Source organism: Paracoccus sp. MKU1 (genome assembly GCF_001447385.1).
GTDB lineage: Bacteria > Pseudomonadota > Alphaproteobacteria > Rhodobacterales > Rhodobacteraceae > Paracoccus.
Genome location: NZ_LLWQ01000171.1, coordinates 1 through 22,763 on the forward strand (window position 1 = coordinate 1; position 22,763 = coordinate 22,763).

General features: G+C 65.7%; 22 protein-coding genes and 5 pseudogenes. 6 read left to right on the forward strand and 21 right to left on the reverse strand.

All coding sequences use genetic code 11. The annotated features are described in order from the left end of the window. Together AQY21_RS13400 and AQY21_RS27850 are read left to right on the forward strand one after the other, a co-directional pair. Positions 1 to 615: transposase (locus AQY21_RS13400; protein ID WP_152988225.1), on the forward strand; the 615-nt coding region annotated here is incomplete at its 5' end. A 332-nt stretch (positions 616 to 947) separates the two neighbouring features. After that, a pseudogene (locus AQY21_RS27850) lies at positions 948 to 1,178 on the forward strand (transposase); the annotation flags it as partial. 444 nt (positions 1,179 to 1,622) lie between these two features. Here the strand turns inward: AQY21_RS27850 and AQY21_RS13415 are convergent. The 5 genes from AQY21_RS13415 to AQY21_RS13435 are packed head-to-tail and all read right to left on the reverse strand — an operon-like array spanning position 1,623 to position 6,303. Next, positions 1,623 to 3,131, reverse strand: coding sequence for a tripartite tricarboxylate transporter permease (locus tag AQY21_RS13415; protein WP_058098145.1), 1,509 nt, complete (start codon positions 3,129 to 3,131; stop codon positions 1,623 to 1,625). 28 nt (positions 3,132 to 3,159) lie between these two features. Further along, positions 3,160 to 3,621: a tripartite tricarboxylate transporter TctB family protein gene (locus tag AQY21_RS13420; protein ID WP_058098146.1), complete on the reverse strand. Its 462-nt coding sequence runs from the start codon at positions 3,619 to 3,621 to the stop codon at positions 3,160 to 3,162. Next, a complete protein-coding gene (locus tag AQY21_RS13425; RefSeq protein ID WP_058098147.1) occupies positions 3,621 to 4,577 on the reverse strand; it encodes a tripartite tricarboxylate transporter substrate binding protein in 957 nt (318 codons plus the stop codon). Before AQY21_RS13425 ends, AQY21_RS13420 begins: the two co-directional genes overlap by 1 nt. Positions 4,578 to 4,604: 27 nt before the next feature. Then, positions 4,605 to 5,294: an RraA family protein gene (locus AQY21_RS13430; protein ID WP_058098148.1), complete on the reverse strand. Its 690-nt coding sequence runs from the start codon at positions 5,292 to 5,294 to the stop codon at positions 4,605 to 4,607. Positions 5,295 to 5,307: 13 nt separating this feature from the next. Then, positions 5,308 to 6,303 carry a hydroxyacid dehydrogenase gene (locus tag AQY21_RS13435; protein WP_058098149.1) on the reverse strand — a complete coding sequence of 332 codons (996 nt, stop codon included), beginning with the start codon at positions 6,301 to 6,303 and terminating at the stop codon, positions 5,308 to 5,310. A gap of 113 nt (positions 6,304 to 6,416) precedes the next feature. Between AQY21_RS13435 and AQY21_RS13440 the strand changes: the two genes are divergently transcribed. Beyond that, entirely contained in the window at positions 6,417 to 7,307 is an 891-nt protein-coding gene (locus AQY21_RS13440) for a LysR family transcriptional regulator (protein WP_058098150.1), read from the forward strand. Positions 7,308 to 7,454: 147 nt separating this feature from the next. Here AQY21_RS13440 and AQY21_RS13445 read toward each other — a convergent pair whose 3' ends face one another. After that, the gene (locus tag AQY21_RS13445; RefSeq protein ID WP_058098151.1) at positions 7,455 to 7,712 is read right to left on the reverse strand and encodes an AraC family transcriptional regulator; all 258 of its coding nucleotides are present in this window, start codon (positions 7,710 to 7,712) and stop codon (positions 7,455 to 7,457) included. A gap of 39 nt (positions 7,713 to 7,751) precedes the next feature. Between AQY21_RS13445 and AQY21_RS13450 the strand changes: the two genes are divergently transcribed. Together AQY21_RS13450 and AQY21_RS13455 are read left to right on the forward strand one after the other, a co-directional pair. Continuing rightward, a complete protein-coding gene (locus AQY21_RS13450) occupies positions 7,752 to 8,441 on the forward strand; it encodes an amino acid ABC transporter permease (RefSeq protein WP_058098152.1) in 690 nt (229 codons plus the stop codon). Between the two features lie 14 nt (positions 8,442 to 8,455). Further along, positions 8,456 to 9,207, forward strand: a pseudogene (locus tag AQY21_RS13455) (amino acid ABC transporter ATP-binding protein). Between the two features lie 198 nt (positions 9,208 to 9,405). Here AQY21_RS13455 and AQY21_RS27855 read toward each other — a convergent pair. Beyond that, a complete protein-coding gene (locus AQY21_RS27855) occupies positions 9,406 to 9,684 on the reverse strand; it encodes an SH3 domain-containing protein (RefSeq protein WP_082658102.1) in 279 nt (92 codons plus the stop codon). Between the two features lie 29 nt (positions 9,685 to 9,713). Between AQY21_RS27855 and AQY21_RS28665 the strand changes: the two are divergent. After that, positions 9,714 to 9,890, forward strand: a pseudogene (locus tag AQY21_RS28665) (IS3 family transposase); the annotation flags it as partial. A 22-nt stretch (positions 9,891 to 9,912) separates the two neighbouring features. Here the strand turns inward: AQY21_RS28665 and AQY21_RS28670 are convergent. From AQY21_RS28670 to AQY21_RS13520, 14 genes and pseudogenes are all read right to left on the reverse strand, one after another. Further along, positions 9,913 to 10,332, reverse strand: coding sequence for a hypothetical protein (locus tag AQY21_RS28670; RefSeq protein ID WP_152988226.1), 420 nt, complete (start codon positions 10,330 to 10,332; stop codon positions 9,913 to 9,915). After that, the gene (locus tag AQY21_RS13465; protein WP_058098154.1) at positions 10,298 to 10,972 is read right to left on the reverse strand and encodes an orotate phosphoribosyltransferase; all 675 of its coding nucleotides are present in this window, start codon (positions 10,970 to 10,972) and stop codon (positions 10,298 to 10,300) included. The genes AQY21_RS28670 and AQY21_RS13465 overlap by 35 nt, the downstream gene beginning before the upstream one ends. Beyond that, the gene (gene pyrC / locus AQY21_RS13470; RefSeq protein ID WP_058098155.1) at positions 10,969 to 12,042 is read right to left on the reverse strand and encodes a dihydroorotase; all 1,074 of its coding nucleotides are present in this window, start codon (positions 12,040 to 12,042) and stop codon (positions 10,969 to 10,971) included. Before pyrC ends, AQY21_RS13465 begins: the two co-directional genes overlap by 4 nt. Continuing rightward, entirely contained in the window at positions 12,039 to 13,334 is a 1,296-nt protein-coding gene (locus AQY21_RS13475; RefSeq protein ID WP_058098156.1) for a Zn-dependent hydrolase, read from the reverse strand. The genes pyrC and AQY21_RS13475 overlap by 4 nt, the downstream gene beginning before the upstream one ends. Next, a complete protein-coding gene (locus AQY21_RS13480) occupies positions 13,331 to 14,290 on the reverse strand; it encodes a dihydroorotate dehydrogenase (protein WP_058098157.1) in 960 nt (319 codons plus the stop codon). Before AQY21_RS13480 ends, AQY21_RS13475 begins: the two co-directional genes overlap by 4 nt. Positions 14,291 to 14,292: 2 nt before the next feature. Continuing rightward, the gene (locus AQY21_RS13485) at positions 14,293 to 15,159 is read right to left on the reverse strand and encodes a dihydroorotate dehydrogenase electron transfer subunit (protein WP_058098158.1); all 867 of its coding nucleotides are present in this window, start codon (positions 15,157 to 15,159) and stop codon (positions 14,293 to 14,295) included. A gap of 14 nt (positions 15,160 to 15,173) precedes the next feature. After that, on the reverse strand, positions 15,174 to 16,418 hold the full coding sequence (locus AQY21_RS13490; RefSeq protein ID WP_203416499.1) for an MFS transporter: 1,245 nt from the start codon (positions 16,416 to 16,418) through the stop codon (positions 15,174 to 15,176). Positions 16,419 to 16,641: 223 nt separating this feature from the next. Next, positions 16,642 to 17,544, reverse strand: coding sequence for a helix-turn-helix domain-containing protein (locus AQY21_RS13495; RefSeq protein WP_058098159.1), 903 nt, complete (start codon positions 17,542 to 17,544; stop codon positions 16,642 to 16,644). A gap of 221 nt (positions 17,545 to 17,765) precedes the next feature. After that, positions 17,766 to 18,563, reverse strand: coding sequence for a 5-deoxy-glucuronate isomerase (gene iolB, locus AQY21_RS13500; RefSeq protein ID WP_058098163.1), 798 nt, complete (start codon positions 18,561 to 18,563; stop codon positions 17,766 to 17,768). 124 nt (positions 18,564 to 18,687) lie between these two features. After that, positions 18,688 to 18,945: a hypothetical protein gene (locus AQY21_RS28675; protein ID WP_058098160.1), complete on the reverse strand. Its 258-nt coding sequence runs from the start codon at positions 18,943 to 18,945 to the stop codon at positions 18,688 to 18,690. A gap of 174 nt (positions 18,946 to 19,119) precedes the next feature. Then, positions 19,120 to 19,371, reverse strand: a pseudogene (locus AQY21_RS30195) (transposase); the annotation flags it as partial. 86 nt (positions 19,372 to 19,457) lie between these two features. After that, positions 19,458 to 19,660 (reverse strand): annotated as a pseudogene (locus AQY21_RS29365) (IS3 family transposase); the annotation flags it as partial. 313 nt (positions 19,661 to 19,973) lie between these two features. Beyond that, positions 19,974 to 21,056, reverse strand: a complete 1,083-nt coding sequence (locus AQY21_RS13515) for an SDR family NAD(P)-dependent oxidoreductase (RefSeq protein WP_238986776.1) — start codon at positions 21,054 to 21,056, stop codon at positions 19,974 to 19,976. A gap of 45 nt (positions 21,057 to 21,101) precedes the next feature. Next, the coding region (locus AQY21_RS13520) for an alginate export family protein (protein WP_058098161.1) at positions 21,102 to 22,763 on the reverse strand (1,662 nt) is incomplete at its 5' end.

Here is a 22,763-nt window from a genome sequence, read left to right on the forward strand (position 1 = left end):
GCCTTGACCGTAGCTGCCAAGACCGATCCGATGCCCCGCAACCAACGCCACAGCCGCAATGCCGAGGTCGATTTCCGGGGTCAGAGGCGGACGAATGCCACCCATGGCTCGACCACCGATCCGGATGCGCGGCTCTACAGGAAGTCCCCCGGCACCGGGGCGATGCTGTGCTTCATCGGTCATGCTTTGATGGAGAACCGGTCGGGCCTCATCGTGCAGGGCGATCTTACCCGGGCCGATGGCCGAGCCGAACGGCGCGCGGCGCTCGACATGATCCATCGCCCCTCCCTGGGATCGACCCGGAGGCTGACGCTGGGTGCTGACCGCGGCGTCGATGCCGGGGGCTTTGTCGCCAACCTGCGCGAGGCATGCGTCACGCCCCATGTTGCGCAGAGATCACGATATTCGGCGAGAGACGGGCGAACCACCCGACACGACGGCTACGCCAAATCCCAGCGTCATCGCAAACGCATCGAAGAGGCTTTCGGCTGGGCCAAGACCGTCGGCGGCATGGCCCAGACCGTCTATCGCGGCCTCGAGAAGGTGCGATCCCGCTTCATCCTCACCATGGCCGCCAACAATCTCGCCCGGCTCCCGAGGCTGCTGGCCGCCTGACCATGGGATCCGGCAGAACGCCGCTCGCCCGCTGAAACAGCCGCAAGGCGCCAAGCTCCTGACGGCCTGAAGAGGAAAACATCCCGGCGGCGCGACTATTTCAGCGACCTGTTAGTGTATGATTCCCGGTCATGCGGCAGATAGCTTATGTCCGAAATGAATACACTATCGACTGGCAATACCGCTCCGATGTCCATCCTTGCCCTCGATCCGGCGGGGATCGCGACAGGTCTGGACAAAGACCCTGTGGTGCGGGCGCTCGCCACCGACAGGGACTGGATCTCCGGGATGGAGCGCAAGCGACTGGGTGGGCTTTCGCTTAACGGGCGCAGGCTGGCCTCCCGAGGAGGACTGAGATCACTCCCAGCCATGTTTCCGACTACACTGGCTACGATCTGGTGATGGCCGACAATCTGCCGCAGCCAGTCGTTCTGGTCGCCGACCGAGGCTATAATTCTGATAAAACTCGAAAAGATATCGATAGCCGTAACGCCCTGCCGATGATACCCATGCGAAAGAACCGAAAGGTGCGCAAAGCTGCCGTTCAACAGGTGGACAGCTTGAGCGGAACAGGAGCGTCCTCCAGAGCCATGGTCTAAAACAGTCAAAGATCGATAAGACAGGAAACATTCATGCGCATCTGCTCCTACGCATTGCCCTCCGGACAACCATCCTACGGGCTCGCACATGATGAATTTATCCTAGACGCTGGGGCCGCGTTCCGGACCCAGTATCCCGACATGCGCAAGCTGCCGGCATCAACCGAGATGGCCATCATTGTGAACGCTCAAAGGTCAGAGGTGCACGCAAGATGACGACAAAAGGTGATCTGGAGGCCCGGCTACTCGCGATGGAGGACATGCGGGCCATTACAGCTTTACGAAATGCCGCCACGCAACATGGCGAGGACTCGACCGTCCGCAATGGACCGGCTCTGACAGGATTACGGGGCGGTCATTCGACCACCCCGTTCCTTTCTCGTATCGTGTCCTCGCTCTTTCAGGCGGTCAGACCTCCTCTTCCTGGAACGCCTCCTCGCGGGTGCGCCGGAAGGACGGCAGGATCATCAGCGCCAGCAGCAACACGGTCGCAACCAGCATCGCCAGGCTGATCGGGCGCTCCACGAAGATGGTGGGATCGCCTTGGGTAATCAGCAGGGTCCGGCGCAGGTTCGATTCCAGCAGCGGTCCCAGGACAAAGCCCAGAAGCAGCGGCCCCGGCTCGCACTTCGCCTTGCGGAAGGCATAGCCCAGCAACCCGAAGCCTGCCGCCAGCACCACGTCGAAGATGCGGTTGCTCATCGAATAGACGCCGATGCAGCAGAACAGCAGGATCGCCGGGTAAAGCAGCCGGTAGGGCACGGTCAGCAGATTCACCCACAGCCCGATCATCGGCAGGTTGATGACCACCAGCAGCAGGTTGCCGATCCACATGCTGGCGACCAGACCCCAGAAGATCTCGGGCTGGTTGGTCAGCACGGTCGGACCGGGGGTGATGCCGTGGATCATGAAGGCCGACAGCATCATCGCCATCATGTTGTTCGACGGAATGCCCAGCGTCAGCAGCGGGATGAAGGAGGATTGCGCGGCGGCGTTGTTGGCGGCCTCGGGGGCGGCGACACCCTCGACCACACCGGTGCCGAAGCGTTCGGGGTGTTTCGAGACCTTCTTTTCCAGCGAATAGGCGCTGAAGGACGCAAGCGTCGCCCCGCCACCCGGCAGCAGGCCCAGCAGCGTCCCAAGGCCGGTGCCACGCAGCACCGCGCCCCAGGAGTCGCGGAAGTCCTGCCGCGTGGGCCACAGGCGCGACAGCGGCGCCAGCTTCACGCCCTCGGACCCCGTGCGTTCCAGGTTGGCGATGATCTCGGAAAAGCCGAAGATGCCGATGGCGATCACGATGAAGTCGATGCCGTCGAACAGTTCGATCGCGCCAAAGGTCAGCCGTTCCGCGCCGGTCGCCTGGTCGGTGCCGACCATGCCCAGCAGCAGGCCGATCAGGATCATGCCGATGGCCTTCAGCACCGGCCCGCTGGCCAGGATGGTCGCGGCCAGCAACCCGAAGACCATCAGCGAGACATATTCGGCGGGCCCGAAGTTCAGCGCAAAGCGGGACAGGGTCGGCCCGGCCAGCGCAATGGCGAAGGTCGCGACGGTGCCCGCGAAGAACGACCCCAGCGCCGCGACGGCCAGCGCCGCACCCGCCCGGCCCTGCCGCGCCATCTGGTACCCGTCCAGCGTCGTGACCACGGCCGAGGCCTCGCCCGGCAGGTTGACCAGGACGGCAGTGGTCGATCCGCCGTATTGCGCGCCGTAATAGATGCCGGCCAGCATGATGATCCCGGCCAGCGGCGGCAGGAAGAAGGTGATCGGCAGCAGAACGGCGATGGTCGCCGTCGGGCCGATGCCGGGCAGCACGCCGATCAGCGTGCCCAGCAGCGCGCCCAGAAGGCAGAAGGCCAGGTTCGCGGGCGTGATCGCCTCGGAAAAGCCCAGCATAAGCAGGTCAACGAATGTCATCAGGTCCCCTCCCAGGCGATGACGGGTGTCAGAACGGCCACAGGGGGACTTGCACGCCCAACCCGTAGATAAAGACCAGGGCGCCGAACAGCGTCAGCCCGGCGGCCAGGGGCAGCACCTGGCGCCATCTGCCACCCGGATCGGCCAGCGAGCCGGCCAGGATCAGCCACAGCGAGGCCAGCACGAACCCCAGAGGCGTCGCGGCATAGGCAAAGCCGACGACGGCCGCCGTGATGACCAGCAGCGGCCGCAGGCGAATCGCCTCGATCGCCTGGGCGGGGCGCCGCAGGGCCGGAATGCCGACGGCCAGCCCGACCGCGACCAGCAGCAGGCAGACGGCGCGGGGCAGAAAGCCCGGCCCCATCTGCGCCAGCGTTCCGGACTCCAGGCCTCGGCCCATGTAAAGGCCAAGCGCGCCCAAGCCGATGAACAGGCCCGCCGACAGCAGGTCGGGTCGGTCGCCCTTTGCGGGGCCGGACGGGCGGGCCATTACTGGCCCCCCTCGATCAGCTTGAAGATCTCGGTATAGCGGGCCAGGCGCACCGGCATGTCGGCCTGCCAGTCCGTGCCCGACTTGTAGGCCAGGGGCAGTGCCTGCTGCCTGGCCTTGTCCTGGAATTCCGGGTTCGCCAGGGCGGTGTCGACAGCGGCAGCCAATTTCGCGCGGACCTCTTCGGGCACGTCGCAGCGCGCGGCAAGGCCGCGTTCGGACGACATCAGCACGTCGAACCCCTGTTCCCAGGCGGTTGCGAGGTCAGGGGCCAAGGTCGAGCGCGCCTCGGAGAACTGCGCCAAGGCCCGGAAGGCATCGTGATCGCTTTGGGTATATTCGCCGACGTTCAGCCCGATCATCGCGACATGGCCGCCCAGCAGCGCCGTCTTGGCCTCGTTCGCGCCGCCAAAGGGCACGGCGGTCAGGTCGATCCCGGCGGCCTGCTCCAGTTGCAGCATGGCCAGATGCTCGTCGGTGCCGACGCCGGTGGTTCCGACCGAGACCGCGCCGGGGTTCTCCTTGGCAAAGGCCACCAGATCCGCCAGCGACTTGTAGGGGGAACCGGCCTGGACGATGAAGGTGCCCGGATCCTCGACGATGCGGGCGATGGGGCAGATCTCGGCGGGATCGTAGCGCAGCTTGCGCCCGATCTGCATGGTCAGAAAGCCCGGCCTGTTCAGCGAGGACACCGTATAGCCGTCGGGCCGGGCCTGCGACAGCGCCGTATAGGCGATCTCGCCCGAGGCGCCGGGCCGGTTCAGCACCGGAAACTGGGTATCCAGCTCCGCTTCAAGGAACGGCGCCAGCGTGCGCAGCATGATGTCGGTGCCGCCGCCGGGCGCAAAGGCCACGATCATCTCGATGGGGCGGTCGGTGGGCCAGTCGGCCAGGGCGGCGCCGGTCGCAGCGGCCGACAGGATCGCGGCCAGGGCCGCGGTTTTCGTGATCGTCATGGTTTCTCCTCCCAAAAATGCCTGCGCTCAGCTGCCTTCGGGCATCGCGCAGCCCAGTCGCTTCAGGGCCGCATCGACCCAGGAGCGGTCGTTCGTCCCCGCCTCGATGGCGGCCATCTGCTTCGTCTCGGCCTCCTGCTTGGCGGCGGTCCTGGCATAAACCTCCTCGGCGGCTTCGAAGGGCACGGCCAGCACGCCGTCGCTGTCGCCCAGCATCAGGTCGCCCGGATGGATCACCATGCCGTCCAAGGCAATGGGCACGTTGATTTCGCCCGGACCGTCCTTGTAGGGGCCGCGATGGGTGATGCCCGCGGCAAAGACCGGCAGGTTCATGGCGATGAACTGGTCCGCGTCGCGGATCGCGCCGTTCAGCACGAAGCCCGCCACGCCGCGCCTGATGGCATAGGCCAGCATCAGCTCTCCCATCAGGGAATTCGTCAGATCGCCGCCCGCATCGACCACGATCACGTCGCCGGGCTGGGCCATGTCGATGGCCTTGTGCAGTATCAGGTTGTCGCCCGGCCGCGCCTTGACGGTCAGCGCCGGTCCCGCCAGCACACCCTCGCGGTGCATCTTCCTCAGGCGCGGGCCGGCCGCGGTCATGCGGTGCATGCTGTCGCTGACATTGGCGACCGGCAGCCTGGAGAACTTCTCGACCAGATCGGCCGAAACGGCCCGCTGGCGGTTAAGGATACGAAATCCCGTGGACATGAACATTCCCTTCACGATGTCAGGCGTGGGCCTTGCTTTGCACCAGGGCGGCAGCATTGATGATGCGGGCCGGCGGCACCGGGCGGCCCGCCAGGATGTCGATGATGCCCTGCGCGGCCTCGACGCCGACCCGGGTATTGGCCGCCTCGGTCACGCCGCCGATATGCGGGGTCAGGACCAGGCGCGGCTCCGAGAAGAACGGATGCTCGGCGAGGGGCGGCTCTTGCGCGAAGGTATCCAGCCCCGCCCCCGCGATGCGCCCCTGGGCCAGGGCCTCGGCCAGCGCGGCCTCGTCGATCAGCCCCCCGCGCGCGGTGTTGATGAGAATGGCCTGGGGCTTCATCAGGGCCAGCCGCCGGGCGTCGATCATGGCCCGCGTCTCGGGCGTCAGGGGCGAATGCAGGCTGATGACGTCGCAGCGGGCGATCAGGTCGTCCAGGCTGTCAATCCGCACCACGCCGGTTTCCGCAAAGATAGCGGCGGGCGCGAAGGGATCGTAGGCCAGGACCTCCATCCCGAAGGCCTTGGCAAAGACCGCCGTCTGCCGCGCGATGGCGCCAAAGGCCACCAGGCCGATGCTGGACCCCGCCAGTTCGCGCCCCTTGAAGCCGGGCTTTTCCCAGCGGCCCGCGCGCAGGCCGGCATCCAGCGGCACCAGCCTCTTGGCGACGGCGAACAGCAGCGCCATGGCATGTTCGGCGACCGACACCGCGTTGGCGCCCGTCGCCACCAGAACCGGCACGCCGCGACGGCTGGCCAGGTCGACGTTGATGTTGTCCACCCCCACACCATGCTTGGAAATGACGCGCAGGCCCGGCGCGGCCTCGAAGACGGGCGCATCAAGGCGCCCCATGCGCGAGATGATCCCGACCGGACGCGCGCGGCGAACGGCCTCGGTCAGCCCGTCGCCCTGGCTGTAGGGGGGCACATAGACTGGCGTCAGGCCGGCTGCCTCAAGCACTGCGACGGCGTCCGGCGCCAGGCTCGGGCCGGTAATCAGGACTGTGTCAGACATTTCCCCTCCTTGGCCGGCGCAAGCGGGGCCGCGCCGATGCAAAGCGTCATACCAGTAGATCTTCTGAAACAAAGCGCGTAATTCTAAAGATGAACTTCAGAAAAACTGGAACAATGGACACCCGCCAGCTCAAGACCCTCTTGGCAATCGTTGAATCCGGCAGCTTTTCCCGCGCGGCAGAGGCCGTCCACCTGACCGTGTCCGCCGTCAGCCAGCAGATCCAGGCGCTGGAGCAGGAGGTCGGCGCCTCGCTGTTCGACCGCACCTCGCGTCCGCCGCGCCTGACGGCGGCGGGCCAGCAGATGGTGGAACTGGCCGACCAGATGGTGCGCGCCGCCGAAAATGCCATCGACGCGATTTCCGGGCGCAAGCTGATCGGCACCCTGTCCATCGGATCGGTCCGCACCAGCGCCCTGTCGCTGCTGCCGCGCGCGATGGTCCGGATGAGCGCCGCCCACCCGGACCTGCGCATCAAGCTGCGCGTCGCATCGTCCGAAACGATGCTGCAGGACGTTCTGGCGGGCAGGCTCGACGCCGCAATGATCGCCGAACACGGCAACTTTCCAGCCGCCCTGCGATGGCGGCCGTTCTTGCGCGAACCGCTGTGGGTGATCGCGCCCCCCGGATCGCCGCGATTGTCCGCCCAGGCGCTGCTGACGACCTATCCGTTCATCCGCTTTCGCGCGAACGTGCCGCTTGCGCATATGGTCGATCTGGAACTCGCCCGGCTGAACCTGCCCCTGAACGAAGTGGCCGAGATCGACACCATCGCCGCCATCACCTCTTGCGTCGCCAACGGCCTGGGCGTGTCGGTCGTGCCCCAGGTCGCCATCGACGACGCGGCCGAGGGCCTGACCTGCGCCCCGTTCGGCACTCCGCAGATGTTCCGCCAGATCGGCCTCGTCGAGCGCAAGAGCGGCTCGCGGGCGGTCCTCATCTCCGAACTCCACCGGCTGCTGGTCGAGATCTGCGGACCCTATGGGATTCGCTACAAGATGGAGTAGCTACGATGTGACTGTGGAGGATACTGAGATCAAAACTTTTGGGAACAGCATTCCGCCGCAAATGCGACTGGCGAGTTTGGGAAAGCTGCAGTGCAGAATGATGCCCGAGCGACCGTCCGTTTAGGACCGACAGGGATCTGCCCTTTCTCAGGCAGGTGCCCCCTCCGGCGCGATCCGGGCAGTCGACGCAGCATATTGCCCTGGCGGCTGGCCGACCTCGCGCGCGAAGGCCGTGTTGAAAGCGCTGGCCGAGCCATAGCCTAAGGCCGCGCCGATCTCGGCCAAGCTGCCGTCGCCACGCCGCAGCCGGTCCTTGGCGAGGCTCATCCGCCAGCCGGTCAGATATCGGCTGATGCTGTGGATCGACCGCCGCTTCCAGATCCCCGGCAGCGCGCCGGCCCGCAAGGCGCGCCGTCTTCCCATCCTGCGTCGCGGAGGTGCGCTATGAACGCGCTTGATTTCTCAGTCGTCGTCGATGCCCTGCCTTTCCTGTGGAAGGGACTGCAATTCTCGCTGCTGACTGCCGTCGCCTTCGTCGCCGGGCTGGTGCTGGGGACTGGGCTGGCGCTGGCCCAGCATCTGCAGGTGCCGGTGCTGGCGCAGCTCGCCAAGGGCTATGTGGCGCTGATCCGCTCGATCCCACTGATCATGGTGCTGTTCTGGTTCTTCTTCCTGGTGCCCTTGATCGCGGGCTGGATGTTCAACAACGGCCGGCCGATGCCGGTGGGCGGAGTGCTGACGGCCTTTCTGACCTTCTCGCTGTTCGAGGCGGCCTATTATTCCGAGATCATCCGCGTCGGCCTGCGCTCGGTCGGCAAGGGTCAATACGAGGCCGCCGACGCGCTGTCGCTTTCGACCTTGCAGACCTATCGGCATATCATCCTGCCGCAGGTGTTCCGGGTGACCTCGCCGATCATCCTCAGCCAGACCATCATCCTGTTCCAGGACACTTCGCTGGTCTACGTCCTGTCGCTGACCGACCTGGTGGGCGCGGCTTCCAAGGTGGCGCTGCTGAACGGTCGGCTGGTCGAAATGTATCTGACCGTGGCAGCGGTCTATCTGGTGATCTGCACCTCCGCCTCGCAACTGGTCGCGGTCCTGCGCAAGTGCACCCGCATCGCCACCAACCGCTAGAAAGGTTCCCGGCCATGAACAGCCCCGTTCCCACGGACCCCGTCATCAGGCTGACCGAGGTCAACAAGCATTACGGCAATTTCCACGCGCTGCGCGATGTGAGCCTGGAGGTCGCGAAGGGCGAAAAGATCATCATCTGCGGCCCCTCGGGCTCGGGCAAGTCGACGCTGATCCGCTGCATCAACCGCATCGAGCGGCACGACAGCGGCGAAATTATGATCGACGGCCCCCGACTGACCGGGGGCACCAAGGATGTCGCCGCCATTCGCCGCGAGGTCGGCATGGTTTTCCAGAGCTTCAACCTGTTCCCGCATATGACCATCCTGGAAAACTGCACCATCGCCCCGCGCAAGTCGCGCGGCCTGGGCAAGGCCGAGGCGGAAGAGCCGCCATGCATTACCTGACCAAGGTGCGCATTCCCGACCAGGCCGGGAAATATCCCGGCCAGCTTTCCGGCGGCCAGCAGCAGCGCGTCGCCATCGCGCGGGCGCTGTGCATGCAGCCGCGGGTGATGCTTTTCGACGAGCCGACCTCGGCGCTGGACCCCGAGATGGTCAAGGAGGTGCTCGACACCATGGTGGAACTGGCCGAAGAGGGCATGACCATGCTTTGCGTCACGCATGAGATGGGCTTCGCACGGCAGGTCGCCGACCGGGTCGTCTTCATGGATCGCGGCGAAAAGATCGAGGAAGCGGCGCCCGGCGCTTTCTTCACCAACCCGCAAAGCCCGCGCGCGCGTGAGTTCCTGCAACAGGTCATTCACTGACCTGAGCGACCACTGCCGATCTGCGCCTCATCGGACACGCACAGCTTCACATGGCCGGGCGCAGTGCCATTGCGGCGCCCAGAAAGAACAAAACAAGAGGAATACCCGCCTGAAGGTGGTGGGGCTGAAGCGGTTGCAGAGCTTCTGCCCTGCTCAGAAGCCAAGCAAGGCGGTCCGAAGAGTCAGCAGCGAAAACCGTCAACGATGCGCCAGATAGTCCGCTGAAACGTAACCCGAAATACCAGGCCTGTCGGTGAGCGTGACCCTGCACCAGACCTTGCCGTTATTCGTCACGCAGTTCTGGCGGGTAAGGCGCGTTCCGTCGGGCAGGCCGATTATGATGTTGTGGTTGAGGCCAGGGCCTTCGCGCAGTTTCAGGAGATCGTCTGGCCCGACGCCCCTGACCACTGCACCAGAACCGACCACGCAGCCGGTAGCGATGGCGAGAGCGAGAAGAGCGGCAAAATGAGTTCGCATTGTCCGACCTGAATCGTTTTGCCAGCCATATGACACCGGTCAACCACAAGCGGGTCTACCGGATCATACAAGGCCATAACCTGCTGTTGGCGCAGAAATATTCCGAGCGGCCCCAGCACGTTCACGACGGAAAGGTGATTGTCATGCGCTCGAACCTGCGCTGGTGTTCAGATGGCTTCGAGTTCACCTGCTGGAACGGCGACATCGGCCCTGTCGCGCGGCAACGGCCTACGACAGCTCAGCCACGGCAAGCTCGTTCAACAGCGCAAGCCTGTCGTCCGCGCCACGCTGTTGCACGGCAACGAGCCGCTCCAGCCATTGCTTGAGCCGTTCAATCGCAGCACGATCCACGGAGGAGGGCAGCGGCTCGCGCTCGAACGCCTCGACGAAGCGGCCGGTGAGTTGCCCCAGCAGCCGTGCGGCGGCGGCATTGTCCGGCTCGGATTGCAGAAGCTGCGCGACACGTTCGTTGAACGCGACATAGGTGGCGATGCCACCGGGCTGTGTCTGCAACCAGTTCAGGATGTCTTGCACTTCTCTGTCCTTTCTTCGCGACGCGGCTGCGGCCGACCCGACAGGGATGATGATCGATTCTGCTGTACGGGGCATTTCTTTACGATCCTGCCACCCGTTCGGCGCGACCGCCATGGCGCGCGGACCAGCCCACGGGGTCGGCCAGGAAATCCGCCACCGCGCTACGATCCGCGGCCGCAATGCCCCGGTCCAACGCCAGCACATCCTGCCAGGTCGCCAGGACGTGCAGCCGCAGGCCAGCAGCAGCCAGCCGCTCATCGGCGCCGGGAAAGGCGTCGTGGCAGAAGATGGTCAGGATATCCTCGACCAACGCACCGGCGCTGCGCAGGCCGCGGGCGAAATTCATCTTGCTGGTACCGTCTGTGGTCAGGTCGTCCAGCAGCAGCAGGTTCAGGCCCTCGACGGGACCGCCTTCGACCTGCGCATTGCGGCCCGCCCCCAGCGGCCGCTTGCGCACATAGCGCAGGTCCATCCCCACGCGATCGGCGAGCGCAGTGGCAAAGGGAATGCCTGCGGTCTCGGCCCCGGCGATGGCATCGAAGCCGCGCGCGGCCAGCGGCCCGACAAGATAGGCCGCAGCGATTTCGGTCACCGCAGCCCGCATCCGAGCCGCGCCGAACAGAAGCCGCACATCCACATAGACAGGGCTGGCCCAGCCGGAGGCAAGATAGAACGGGCAGGAGGCGCTGACATGGATCGCCCCCGCCCCCACCAGAAGCTCGGCCACGGCGCGGCCAGTGTCTTGCACGTTCATTGCCGGACCCCTTCTATCGACCAGGGCAGTTCCTCGCCGCCCCTGAAGACCACGACCTCGTCCTCGCCGACCGGAAGACTGTCGATGACGCGCTCGGGCCGCTCGACCAGCGTCACGGTTCCCTCGTTCAGCGCAAGCCCGTGGAAGCGCGCGCCGTTCTCGCTGGCAAAGGCCTCCAGCCGGTCAAGCGCGTTTTCCTCGGCAAAGACCTGGGCATAGCATTGCAGCGCCACCGGCCCCAGGAAGATCCCGGCGCATCCGCAGGCGGCCTGCTTGGCGGCTCGCGGATGCGGTGCGGTGTCAGTGCCCAGAAAGAAGCAGGCCTCGCCGCCGGTCGCGGCCCTGCGCAGGGCCAGGCGGTGCCGTTCGCGCTTGGCAACCGGCAGGCAGTAGAGATGCGGCCGCAGCCCGCCCTGGAACAGCGAGGTACGATTGATCATCAGGTGATGTGGCGTGATGGTCGCGGCTACGCGCGACGCGTGGGCGCGCACCAGATCGGCGGTCTCGGCCGTCGTCACATGCTCGACCACGACCTTCAGCCCCTGGTGGCGTGCCAGCAGCGGCACCAACACCTGGTCCATGAAGCGTTCCTCGCGGTCGAAGATATCGACCTCGGGGTCGGTGGCCTCGCCATGGATCAGCAGCGGCATGCCGATGCCCTCCATCCGTTCAAGCACCGGGGCCAGGGCGGCGATGTCGGTGACGCCGTGATGGGCATTGGTGGTGGCCCCAGCCGGATAGAGCTTGGCGGCGATCCAGGTCCGGCTCTCGAATCCGCGCGCGATCTCGTCGGGGGCGGTCGCGTCGGTCAGGTAGCAGGTCATCATCGGCTGGAAATCCATCCCGGCCGGCAGGGCATCGAGGATGCGTCGCCGATAGGCGGCCACAGCCGCCACCGTCGTCACGGGTGGTACCAGATTGGGCATGACGATGCCGCGCGCGAATTGCGCGGCGGTAAAGGGCAAAACCCTGCGCAGCATCGCACCGTCGCGCAAATGGATATGCCAGTCGTCGGGCCGACGGATGGTGACCGAGCGCGGCCCGCCTGACGGGGAAATGGCGCTGCTCATTCCAGAGCCTCCCGGATGGCGGCGCGCATCACCGCGATGCCGGCCAGGAAATCCCCGATCTCCATCGCCTCGCGCGGATTATGCGAACCGTGCTGGTTGCGCACGAAAACCATGGCCGAGGGAATCCCGGCATTGGCAAAGACCGCCGCGTCATGCCCAGCACCGCTGGGGATTTCCTCGGCCGGAAGCCCCAGCGACTCTGCTGCCGCCTTCAGCCGGGCGATCCATGCCGCGTCCAGCACCGCCGGCTCGGTTTCCATGCGTTGATCGAAGCTGAAGACCACGCCGCGCTCCTCACCGATCATCGCGCATTCAGAACGGAAGATGTCGTAGAATGTCTCCATCGCCTCGCGGCTCTGGCTGCGAACCTCGAAGCTGAAGCAGGTGGTGCCGGGGATGCGGGCGATGGCGTGCTCACGTGGATCGGTTCCCATCTCGCCGCAGGTCACGACCAGATCGCGGCCGCGTTCCAGCAACGTGCGCCAATGCCGGTCGAGATGGCCGACAAGCTCGGCCGAGGCGAAGACCGCATCGCGCCTCAGCCAGCGCGGCACGGCACCGGAATGGCCCGCCTCGCCCCGGCATTCGACCGCGCGGTGGCGCAGGTTTCCTCGAATGCCGGTGACGATGCCGATGGGCAGGTCGCGGGCGACCAGAACCGGGCCCTGCTCGATATGCAGTTCGATCCAGCCGGCGATGCGGGCGGGGTCCAGCAGCGCCTCACCCCGCCCGATGCGGGCGACGTCGGCGCCGACGCCGGCCATGCAATCGCCCAGCCGGTGGCCATCGCGATCCCGGGCCTCAAGCTCACCTGGATGCAGCGCGCCCAGCAGCGCACTCGACCCGATATAGGCGCGACCGAACCGGGCGCTTTCCTCGCCGCGCAGGCCGAGGACCTTGAGGCTGCGCCGGGGCCGGAACCCTTCGGCATGGAACCCGGCAAGAATGGCGAGCCCGGCAATGACTCCGGCCGCACCGTCGTAGTTCCCGCCCTGCGGCACGGAATCCAGATGCGAACCGCAGGCGAGAAAGGGCAGGTCGGGCTCAGTCCCCTCCAGCGTAATGACGAGATTGGCCCCGGCGTCGCGCTCTGTCGTCAGGCCGAGGCTCCGGGCTTTCGCCTCGATGATGCCCAGTGCCTGCGACTCGTGCGGGCTATAGGCCTCGCGCGTGATGCCGGTGCCGTCGAAAGCGGCCGCGTGCAACGCGTCGAACAGTTCCCGCGCCAGCAGCTGGTCCGTGGCGTCGCCGGAAAAGACCTCGCAGCGGTCACTCGTCGCCACCCCGATCATGATGCCGCCACCGGGTCGAGCCAGGCGAGATCGCGCTCGTCCGCCTCCTCGATCAGCACACCGCCGACCAAGTCGGCGACGCGCGGGATCTCGCGGCGCAGGCAGAACTCGGCCAACGCGTCTATGATCGTGGTCATCGCGGCGGGTTGCACGAAGGTCGCGGTGCCGACCTGCACGGCACTGGCACCGGCCAGCATGTATTCCACCGCATCCTCGGCGGTGGCAATGCCGCCGCAACCGATCACCGGAATCCGCACCGCCTTGGCGCATTGGAACACCTGCCGCAGCACGATGGGCTTGATCGCCGGCCCCGACAGCCCGCCCATGATATTGCCAAGGCAAGGCTTGAAGGTCCTGAGGTCGATGGCCATGGCCAGGATCGTGTTGGCGACCACCACCGCATCCGCCCCGCTGGCCTCGGCGGCCTGCGCCACCTCGGGAACATTGCCGGTATTGGGCGTCAGCTTGACCCAGAGCGGCAAGCGGGTCGCCTCGCGCAGCGCCCGGGTGACGCGCTCGGTCGCCCCGGCATGCATGGCGAAGGCCTTGCCATCCTCTTCGATGTTCGGGCAGGAGATGTTGGCCTCGATGGCCGCGATGCCGGGAAACGCGCTCAGTTCGGCGGCAAGGCTGGCAAAGCCCTCGGTCGTGGGGGCCGAGATGCTGACCACCAGCGGTGTGTCATAGCGCCGGTAATGCGGCAGCGTCCTCTCGACGAAATGGGACACGCCCTTGGACGGAATGCCGATGGCGTTGATCAGGCTTCCGGGCTGCTCGACCACCCGGGGCAAGGGATTGCCGTCGCGCAGTTCGCGGGTGATCGTCTTGGTGACGAATGCCCCCAGCCGGTTGAAGTCCATGACCTTGTCCAGCCCCTCGGCAAAGGTTCCCGAGGCCGGCATGACGGGGTTCTTCAGGCGCAGGCCGCCGATATCGACGGCCAGATCGACATTCATGCTCACGGCAGCGCCTCCATCAGATCGAACACCGGCCCGTCCCAGCAGACCCGGCGATTGACGATCGCCCCGTCCACGTTGAAGTCGCGCACGCAGCAGTAGCAAAGCCCGATACCGCAGGCCATCTGCTGCTCCATCGCCACCTGCCCAGGCAAGCCGTATTCCTGTGCCAGGCGCTGCTGCACCCGCATCAGCCGGCTGGAGCCGCAGGTATAGAAGGCGTTGCAGCGCCCCTCGGCGATCAGGCCGCGCAGGATACGCTCGACATTGGCCGGGCCGCTGGTCTGTTCCTGGTCGGTGACGGTGATGACCTCGGCACCCTCGGCGCGGAACAGATCGACCGAGACCACCAGGTCGGGCCGCCGGGCGCTGAATATCGCCGTGATCTTGCTTCCGTTCAGCCGTGCGGCCCGGGCCAGGGGCGCCAGCGTCGCCAGCCCCGCGCCCCGGCCCACCGCCACGATATGGCGAAGGCCGGGGTCCAGCCTGTAGCCCGTGCCCAGCGGCCCCATGATGTCCAGCCGGTCGCCGGGCTTCAGCATGTCGAGCCCGCGCGTCCCCGCCCCCGTCACTTTATAGAGGAACTCGACCTGCCGGCGATCCGGGAAGGCACCGTAAAGGCTCATCGGGCGGCGCAGGAAGGGCGCCTCGCCCGGCGGCATCGGGCAAAGCAGTTGGAAGAACTGCCCGGGCTGCGCGGCGGCGGCCTCGGCGCTACAGTGCACCACCATATGGCGGTATTCGCCATTCACGGCACGGTTCTGGACCACCTCGGCCAGTTCCGCGACGACGCTGGCCTTCCAGGGGGCGCATGCGCATCCCCCTGCCGCGTCCTGCTGCCCGTCGGGCCGCACGGTCATCGGTTCCATGATACCCATCCTGGTCAATCCAGTTGCGCGCCACGCCGCTCGGGGATGAGCAGCCACATGGCAATGAAGTCGAGAAGATACAGCGCCGCGAGCAAAGCGATGGCCGCCTGAAAGCTGTAGGCCGCCGCGATGGCGCCCACCACCAGCGGGCCGAAGCCGCCCACCGCCCGGCCGATGTTGAACAGCACGTTCTGCGCCGTGGCCCGGGCCGAAGTCGGGTAAAGCTCGCTAATCAACGCGCCATAGCCGCCGATCATGCCATTGACGAAAAAGCCCATGACCGCGCCGACCACCAGCAGTTCGATCGGGTCGCTCAGCCGCGAATAGACCACCACCATGATCGCGGCCATGATCATATAGCTGAAGAAGGCGGGCCGGCGGCCGACACGGTCGGCCAGGTGACCGAAGCAGAAGATGCCGGCGGCCATGCCCAGGATCGTGACCGACGTCCAGACCGCCGATTGAGTCAGCGCAAAGCCGAACTGGCTGGCCAGATAATTCGGCATCCAGATCATCACGCCGTAATAGCCGAAGTTCTGCACCGAACACAGGATCACCATGCCAAGGCTGAGCTTGCCGGTCTCCCTGTCCTTGACCAGCAGTTTCAGGGCGGATTCCTTGGGCGCCTGCTTCGTCTTGGCAACGAAGACCTCTGGCTCGTGCAGCGAATGGCGGATCCAATAGGCCACGAATGCCGGGAAGATGCCGAGGGCGAACATGCCGCGCCAGCCGATCTCGGGCAGCAGCATCGGTGTCACCACCGCCGCGGCCAGCACCCCCGTCTGCCAGCCCAGTGCGACATAGGACGAGGCCCGCGCCCGCTTGCTGGCAGGCCATGCCTCGGCCACCAGCGCCATGCCGATGCCGAATTCGCCGCCCAAGCCCATGCCGGCGATGGTACGATAGATCAGCAGATCCCAATAGCCCTGCGCCAGCGCGCAAAGCCCGGTAAAGACCGCGAACAGCACGATGGTCCAGGTCAGGACGCGGATGCGCCCGATCCGGTCGGAGAGCATGCCGAAGCCGATGCCCCCCAATACCGCGCCGACCAGGGTCGCAGTCACCAGCGAAGCGGCCTGCGCCTGGCTCAGCGCCAGATCGACCGCGATGGTCTTCAGCATGAAACCGAGGATCAGCAGGTCGAAGCCGTCCATCGCATAACCGATCGCTGCGCCCCACAGCGCCTTGCGGGCCTTGCTGTCGACCTCCGTCGGCAGCGCGGCGGTCTGCCCGCCTTCCTGGGCATTACTCGTGAGCACGTTTACCTCCCCTGGTATGAGTGAAGAAGGCGTCCCACGGGCTCCGCCCTGCCCTGTACAGGGTCGCGCATTCCTTGCGGGAACGCCGGTCCTTCACCGATGCATGAGTTACGCTACATCCGCGTTGTATCAAATTCAAGAAAAATCTCAAAAATGATACATGGGAGATTATGTCATTTAGTATGCTGATATTTAAAGAGTATGGCGCCGACGAAACCGCGGATCACAGACTATGTTCCTGCCGAACACTCCGCTCCAGCACTTCCCTCAAGGTTCGAATCGCGCTCTCCCCCCTCCGGGACCGGCGCCAAAGATCCTCGGCGAGCCGCTCATAGAGACGCACGGGCTCGACGTCTCCGGTCACCATGGCGACACCCGAGCGCAGGTTCGGCAGATCGCCCGTCAATCGAAACGGGCTGATGCAGACCAGCGCTTCGCCGCCGCGGCGGAACAGTTGGAAGGCGACATTGGGTAGGGTCGCGTCGATCACGCCGATCTGCACGCCCATCGGCTCGCTCTCGATCAGCGCGATCAGATGTTCGACCTCGCGCCGGGCGGCCAGCTTTCTCTCGGCCTGGATGCTGGCTGGCAGGCCGAAGCGGCCGACCACGCCCATGCGCAGCCAGCGCTCGACCTCTGGCGCACTGACGAAGTTCACCACGCTCAACCCTCGCTGGGCCCGCGCCTGCTTGCGTTCTTCGAGAATGCCGATGATGCTGTCCACCTCGGCAATCTCGGCAGGGCTCGGCACACCGGCGGATTGTGCCTCCAGCAGCGCATGCCGCAGCGGCATCGTATAGGCGTTCGAGGTCAGCAGGTATGAGGTCGGCGGAAAGTAGGCGATGACCTGATCGGCGTCTTCCTCGACTTGGCGCATGCGCTCGAAATAGCTGATGACCTTGTCGTAATACTCGACCCCCGCCCCCAGCAGCGAGGCCACGCTGGTCTCCAGCAGACCGGCCAGCTTTTCCAGGGTCTCGATCTTAACGACGCCGCCGGCTTCTATCCGATACACGGCCGCGCGCGAGACCGCCAAGGCTTCGGCGACATCCTCGGCCGCCAGCCCTTGCCCCAGCCGATACGCCTTGAGCCGTTGTCCGATCTGGTGAAAATCAATTGAGGTCATGGTCGTCTCGTCCCTCTACTTCCGTCTCATTTTATAGACAGAAGCGGAGGGAAGATAGATCCTGCCAGTTGCCAGCGGCACATGACGGCTATCAACCGACCGCCGACACGGCTTTCAGGCTTCTGCAATGCGACGAGTCGCCCTTTTGCACGGCGCCGTCGCGACAACGCCGCTATTTCCTGGCTTGAGAATGCAGCATTCCCCGGAACAGAGAGCCGAAGCTATCCCATCAGATGCACCACTTCGGGAGCCGGGACAAAGCGCCAGTTCCGGCGTGGCCCTGCCATGACGTTCAGGTAATGCATCTCGAAGCCATAGGGCACGCCGCAAGGGTGGTGCCCGCGCGGCACCAGCACCACCTCGCCATCCCTGACCGGCATCACCTCGTCCAGGGATCCGTCGTCGGTATAGATCCGCTGGATGCTCCAGCCGTCCCCCGGGTTCAGGCGGTGGTAATAGGTCTCCTCCAGATAGGTGATGCGGGGGAAATCATCCACGTCGTGGCGATGGCTGGGATAACTCGACCAGTTTCCGGCGGGGGTAAAAACCTCGGTGATCAGCAGCGAGTCGCAGTAATCCTCGGCCTCCATGGCGATGTTGTTGATGAAGCGGCTGTTGCTGCCATCGCCGCGCTGGGTCAAGGTGATCCCCTCGGGCCCGATGCGCCGCGCCGCATGCCCGCCATGGCCGGGTGCCGAACAGACGGCGATCACGCAATCGGTCTGCGCCTCGGCCCGCCAGTCCTGCCCGTTCGGAACGTAAAGACAATGCGGCGGCGTCTTTTCGAACACGCTCATCCGTTCGCCCAGCACGCCCCAATCCTGCCCGGCCGCCGCAAACGCCGCCTTGCCCTCGACCACGACCAGGATGAGCTCGCGATCCCCGGTGGCCTCGGCCGCCGTATCGCCCGGCCGCAGCCGATACAGCGAAAAACCGACGTTACGGCAGCCGGCGGATTGCGGGGTGATCTCATGCACCTTGCCATGGGTGCCAAAGGGTTTGCAAAGCAGCCTGCTCATCATTCAGCCTTACTTTCTTGTCCAGATATCCCCGCAAGGGACGGAGGGCGGTCCCGTCAGGGCAAGGCTCAGACGGTCCCGACCCGATCCAACCCCGCCTCGCGCGCCGCGGCCTTCAGCGCCTTCAGGCCCAGCGACTGGTATCCAGCGGGTTGCGCTTGTCGGGGTCCTGCTCGGCCTCGATCACCAGCCAGCCGTCATAGCCGGCATCGGCCAGGATCTTCAGCGGCGGCCGGAAGTCGATGGCGCCTTCGGGATCGCCCGGCACGGTGAAGGCCCCGGCCAGCACGCCCTGCAGGAAGCTCATGTCCCTGGTGCGCACCTCCTCGGTCACGACGCGACGGATGTTCTTGGCATGGAGATGCGGCACCTTGCACGACATCTCGGTCGTCGGCAGCCGGTCACGGTTCTTGGTGAAGACGGCCGGCCTTCGGCCCGGGGCTTCGCCCGTTCAGGGCTGAAATCCGTCCCCCGGACGGATTTCCGGGCGCCCCTTACCCCAAACGGGATCGTCAATGCCCAGCCCCACGAACCAGCGGAACAGCAGGTTATACTACATCTGCTCCATCAACTGCCACTCCGACCGGACCGAGAACAGGATCTGGATCAGGCTGGCCCGGATTAGCCGCTCCGATTAGATCGATGGGCGGCCCCAGTCGGTGTAAATCGCCTCGAACTCGGCATCGAGGCTGGCCAGCGCCTCCTTCACCACCTGCCGGATCTTGCGCAGCGGATGCCGTGCTGGGATGCGCGCCTCCAGATCGACATAGCTGAACAGCGACCCGCTTGCTTCGTCTGTCCCGCGCATCTTCACCCCCGCCGTTGCCGTTGCCGTGCCGAGGGTGAATCATGTTCCGAATCGTGCGTCGAGGGCCGACTATTTTCAGCAGCCTGTTAGACGCCATCACACCCCAACATCTGCCGTCGCTCGAACTCGGCGGGTGACCGCATCCCGTTCCTCGCATGCTTGCGCTTCGGATTGTAGAACATCTCGATGTAATCGAATACGTCCTGCCTGCCTCTTCGCGCGTCCGGTAGGTTCTGCGTCTGATCCTTTCGCGCTTGAGCAGGTTGAAGAAGCTCTCGCCGACGACATTGGCGCCCTCGCACGCCAGGCGCAGCGCGGCGGCCGCCCCCATGCCGCGGGCATGGCCGGTGACGATGAAGGTCTTGCCGGCAAAACGGCCCGGGATGTGGTAGTCGGGATCCAGCGGGCTGATCCTGACCAGCCCGTTACCGGGCTTGCCCGCAGCCGCGGCCGGGGCTTCCGCTTGCGCTGCCCCGGCCGTGGTGGCCTCGACCGCCGCTGTGGCGAAGGCACCAGCAAGGCCGGTCACGCCTTTCAGGACATCTCTGCGTTCCATCTGTCGTTTTCTCCTTGCATGGGGATGCCAATGCCGGGCCGTCGGCTCAATAGGTGGTGAAACCGCCGTCGGTGGCATAGTTGGCTCCGGTCAGGTTCGACGCCTCGGGCGAAAGCAGGAACAGCATCACTGCCACCTGTTCTGCGGCGGTCGAGCCGCGCCTGGGCTGCTGGGACGCCTCGATCAGGCTGCTGATCTTCATCATCCCAAGCCCGCTGTCGTGAAACCCCGATTCGGCCCGCTGCCGCAGCAGGTCAAAGGCCCGCTCGTACATCGGAGTGATGGTGGTGCCCATGCAGACCGAGTTCACCCGGATGCCATAGGGGGCATAATCGATGGCCGCGTTCTTGGTCAGCCCGTTCACTGCATGTTTCGAGGCGACATAGGAGGGCGTGCCGCCAAAGCCGCGCAGCCCGGCGACCGAGGCCACGTTGACGATGCTGCCGCCGCGGCCCTGGGCCAGCATCTGCCGCAACTCCGCACGTAGCGAGCGGAAGGTTCCTGTCGCGTTCACCCGCATCACCACATCCCAGTAGTCGTCGGTGGCCTCGTCGATGCGTGCCATGACCAGATCCTTCTGGCTGGCATAGTCGATGGGATCGCCTGGAAAGATCGCGTCCATCACCCCGGCATTGTTCAGCGCGCAGTCCAACCCGCCGAAATGCTCGACCGCCGCCCGCACCATGGCGTCGCAGACCGCGGTTTCCGAAATGTCGCCCGGCACGAAGACCGCCTTGCCGCCCTCGGACCGGATCGCGTCGATCACCGCCTGTCCCTCGTCGGCGATCCAGTCCACGCCCACAACATTCGCCCCCTCGCGGGCCAGCCGGATAGCGGCCAGGCGCCCCATGCCGCGGGCGCAGCCCGTGACCAGCGTGGTCTTGCCCGCGAACCGGCCGGGCACGAAGTAATCTTCGGGCACCGGCACAATGTTCTGCCGCCCGGGCAGAGCCGGATCCGCCGGATCCCAGGGCATCGCATAGGCGCCAAGAGTCGTGGGCGTGGCCGCCGGTTGCGCGGTCTCGGCCGCAAGCGGGCTGGCCAGGCCGCCGGTCACAGCGGCCGCACCAATGACTTTCAGCAGGGCGCGGCGCTCGATGCCTTCGGCGCTATCATGCGGTTCACTCATCGATATTCCTCGTTTCTTTGGTAATGGATGGGTTTGGCCGTCCGCTCAGAAGGCGTAGCGGACGAAGGCCATGACGCTGAGCCAGTCCTTGGCGCTGCCGCCAAGCGCGGCCTTGGCGGCCGATCCTGGCACAGTGTAGGCGACATGGCCGTGGATGTAGGTATTCTTCGACTTGAACCACTTGACCGTGACATTGGCCTCATAGCCCAACTCGTCGTCGCTCAGCACGGACAGGGCCGGATTGCCGCCGATATTGTTCAGCTGGTCGGCCCGGAACGCCCAGAGCTGCGGCACCACCTCGATGCGCGGCGTCACCTTGAAGCGGGCCTGGATGCGATGGGCGATGACATTGCTGTCCTGCACCACCTTGAAATGGTTGGCGCCCTGCACCCATTGCTCGCCTGTGCCGCCGGAGAGCAACGGGTCCCAGCGCTCATAGGCAGAGGTGGCGGGATCGTCGCCCGAAAAATAGGACACCCGATAGCTGATCGTCGGCGACCAGCGGGCATCGGCAAAGTGATAGCCGAGTTCCGCCCAGCCCGCGCGCGCGTCCATGTCGAAATTGCGGTTGGTCTGGCGGGCGATCTCGGCCCCGAAGAATGGCCCCGAGGCGCCCGCGGGATTCAGCTGATAAGCAAGGCGTAGATCATGCACCCGCAGCCCTTCGCGCCCGCCGGCGACGGAGCCGTCCGGCCCGAAATAGTTGGCGCCGGATTTCGGCACCGTCAGATAGCTGGCGCCGAGGGACAGGCCGCGCAGGGGCGTCGTCTCCAGGTTGACGCCGCCGATCCGGGTGCCGGTGTCCAGCAGCGGCAGTTCGTCGGGGTCCAGATAGAACGCCTCGAGCTTCACGTCGTTATAGGCGATCTGGCCCAGCACCAGCAGGTCCGAGGACCAGCGCGCATTGGCCTGGAGCGCCGCTCGTTCGCCGCCATTCGCGGCGGTGTTGGCGATCAGGAAGCCGTTGGCCAAGGTGAAACGCTGACGCCCGGCGGTCAGGTTGAAGACCAGCCGGTTGCCCCGTCCGTCCACATGCCCGCCAACAATGCCCAGATAGGCGTCCTCGACCTGGGTGTGGCTGCGGGTCTTGTCGGTGAACAGTTCCTGCCCCTGCGACCAGGTGGTCATGGCGCTGAGACCGCCATAGAACGACAGCCCTTCGCCCAGGGGGGTGATCCCGTAGACGCCGTAATGCAGATAGGCCTCGGCCCAGTCGTCATAGCCACGACCGGCGGCCTTGCCCTGCAGCAGCGGATTGCCGGCCAGCATCAGGTCGGGCCGGCCATACCAGGCATTGTCATTGCCGTAATATAGGCTGAAGGCGTCGAGCTTGAACCGCAGATAGGTTCCGTCCCGGTCCAGCAGGATCGGAAAATCGCGCCAGTCCCCGGTCAGGGCCATGCCGCGGCCCGCATCCGGCTGCGTATCGTCCCGCAGGGTGATCAGGATGGCCAGATCGACGCCGCCCGCGGCTGACGGCAAGGTCTCGTGATCGAGAGCGGCGATGCCCGCAATGCGCTTGGCAGCGCCAAGGGCCAGCGTGACCTGCTCGTCCGAATAGCTGCTGCCCGGGAACAGCCGCAGCGCCCGGCGTACGCCGTCCTCGACCCGGCTGTTGAAGGCAGAATCGGCAAGCGGATTGGTGATGCGGATGCTGATGCTGTCTATCGCCCGGCCGGAAAAGGGCTGCGCATCCGCGATGCCCTG

Excerpts from the sequence above, each read along its gene's own strand:
- AQY21_RS13415 (WP_058098145.1), bottom strand. The coding sequence starts at position 3,131 with ATGACATTCGTTGACCTGCTTATGCTGGGCTTTTCCGAGGCGATCACG.
- AQY21_RS13450 (WP_058098152.1), top strand. The coding sequence starts at position 7,752 with ATGAACGCGCTTGATTTCTCAGTCGTCGTCGATGCCCTGCCTTTCCTG.
- AQY21_RS13515 (WP_238986776.1), bottom strand. The coding sequence starts at position 21,056 with ATGAGTGAACCGCATGATAGCGCCGAAGGCATCGAGCGCCGCGCCCTG.
- AQY21_RS13465 (WP_058098154.1), bottom strand. The coding sequence starts at position 10,972 with ATGAACGTGCAAGACACTGGCCGCGCCGTGGCCGAGCTTCTGGTGGGG.
- AQY21_RS13480 (WP_058098157.1), bottom strand. The coding sequence starts at position 14,290 with ATGAATGTCGATCTGGCCGTCGATATCGGCGGCCTGCGCCTGAAGAAC.
- AQY21_RS28670 (WP_152988226.1), bottom strand. The coding sequence starts at position 10,332 with ATGGCGGTCGCGCCGAACGGGTGGCAGGATCGTAAAGAAATGCCCCGT.
- AQY21_RS13440 (WP_058098150.1), top strand. The coding sequence starts at position 6,417 with ATGGACACCCGCCAGCTCAAGACCCTCTTGGCAATCGTTGAATCCGGC.
- AQY21_RS13430 (WP_058098148.1), bottom strand. The coding sequence starts at position 5,294 with ATGTTCATGTCCACGGGATTTCGTATCCTTAACCGCCAGCGGGCCGTT.
- AQY21_RS13475 (WP_058098156.1), bottom strand. The coding sequence starts at position 13,334 with ATGATCGGGGTGGCGACGAGTGACCGCTGCGAGGTCTTTTCCGGCGAC.
- AQY21_RS13425 (WP_058098147.1), bottom strand. The coding sequence starts at position 4,577 with ATGACGATCACGAAAACCGCGGCCCTGGCCGCGATCCTGTCGGCCGCT.
- AQY21_RS13435 (WP_058098149.1), bottom strand. The coding sequence starts at position 6,303 with ATGTCTGACACAGTCCTGATTACCGGCCCGAGCCTGGCGCCGGACGCC.
- iolB (WP_058098163.1), bottom strand. The coding sequence starts at position 18,563 with ATGAGCAGGCTGCTTTGCAAACCCTTTGGCACCCATGGCAAGGTGCAT.
- pyrC (WP_058098155.1), bottom strand. The coding sequence starts at position 12,042 with ATGAGCAGCGCCATTTCCCCGTCAGGCGGGCCGCGCTCGGTCACCATC.
- AQY21_RS13485 (WP_058098158.1), bottom strand. The coding sequence starts at position 15,159 with ATGGAACCGATGACCGTGCGGCCCGACGGGCAGCAGGACGCGGCAGGG.
- AQY21_RS28675 (WP_058098160.1), bottom strand. The coding sequence starts at position 18,945 with ATGTCGTGCAAGGTGCCGCATCTCCATGCCAAGAACATCCGTCGCGTC.
- AQY21_RS27855 (WP_082658102.1), bottom strand. The coding sequence starts at position 9,684 with ATGCGAACTCATTTTGCCGCTCTTCTCGCTCTCGCCATCGCTACCGGC.
- AQY21_RS13495 (WP_058098159.1), bottom strand. The coding sequence starts at position 17,544 with ATGACCTCAATTGATTTTCACCAGATCGGACAACGGCTCAAGGCGTAT.
- AQY21_RS13420 (WP_058098146.1), bottom strand. The coding sequence starts at position 3,621 with ATGGCCCGCCCGTCCGGCCCCGCAAAGGGCGACCGACCCGACCTGCTG.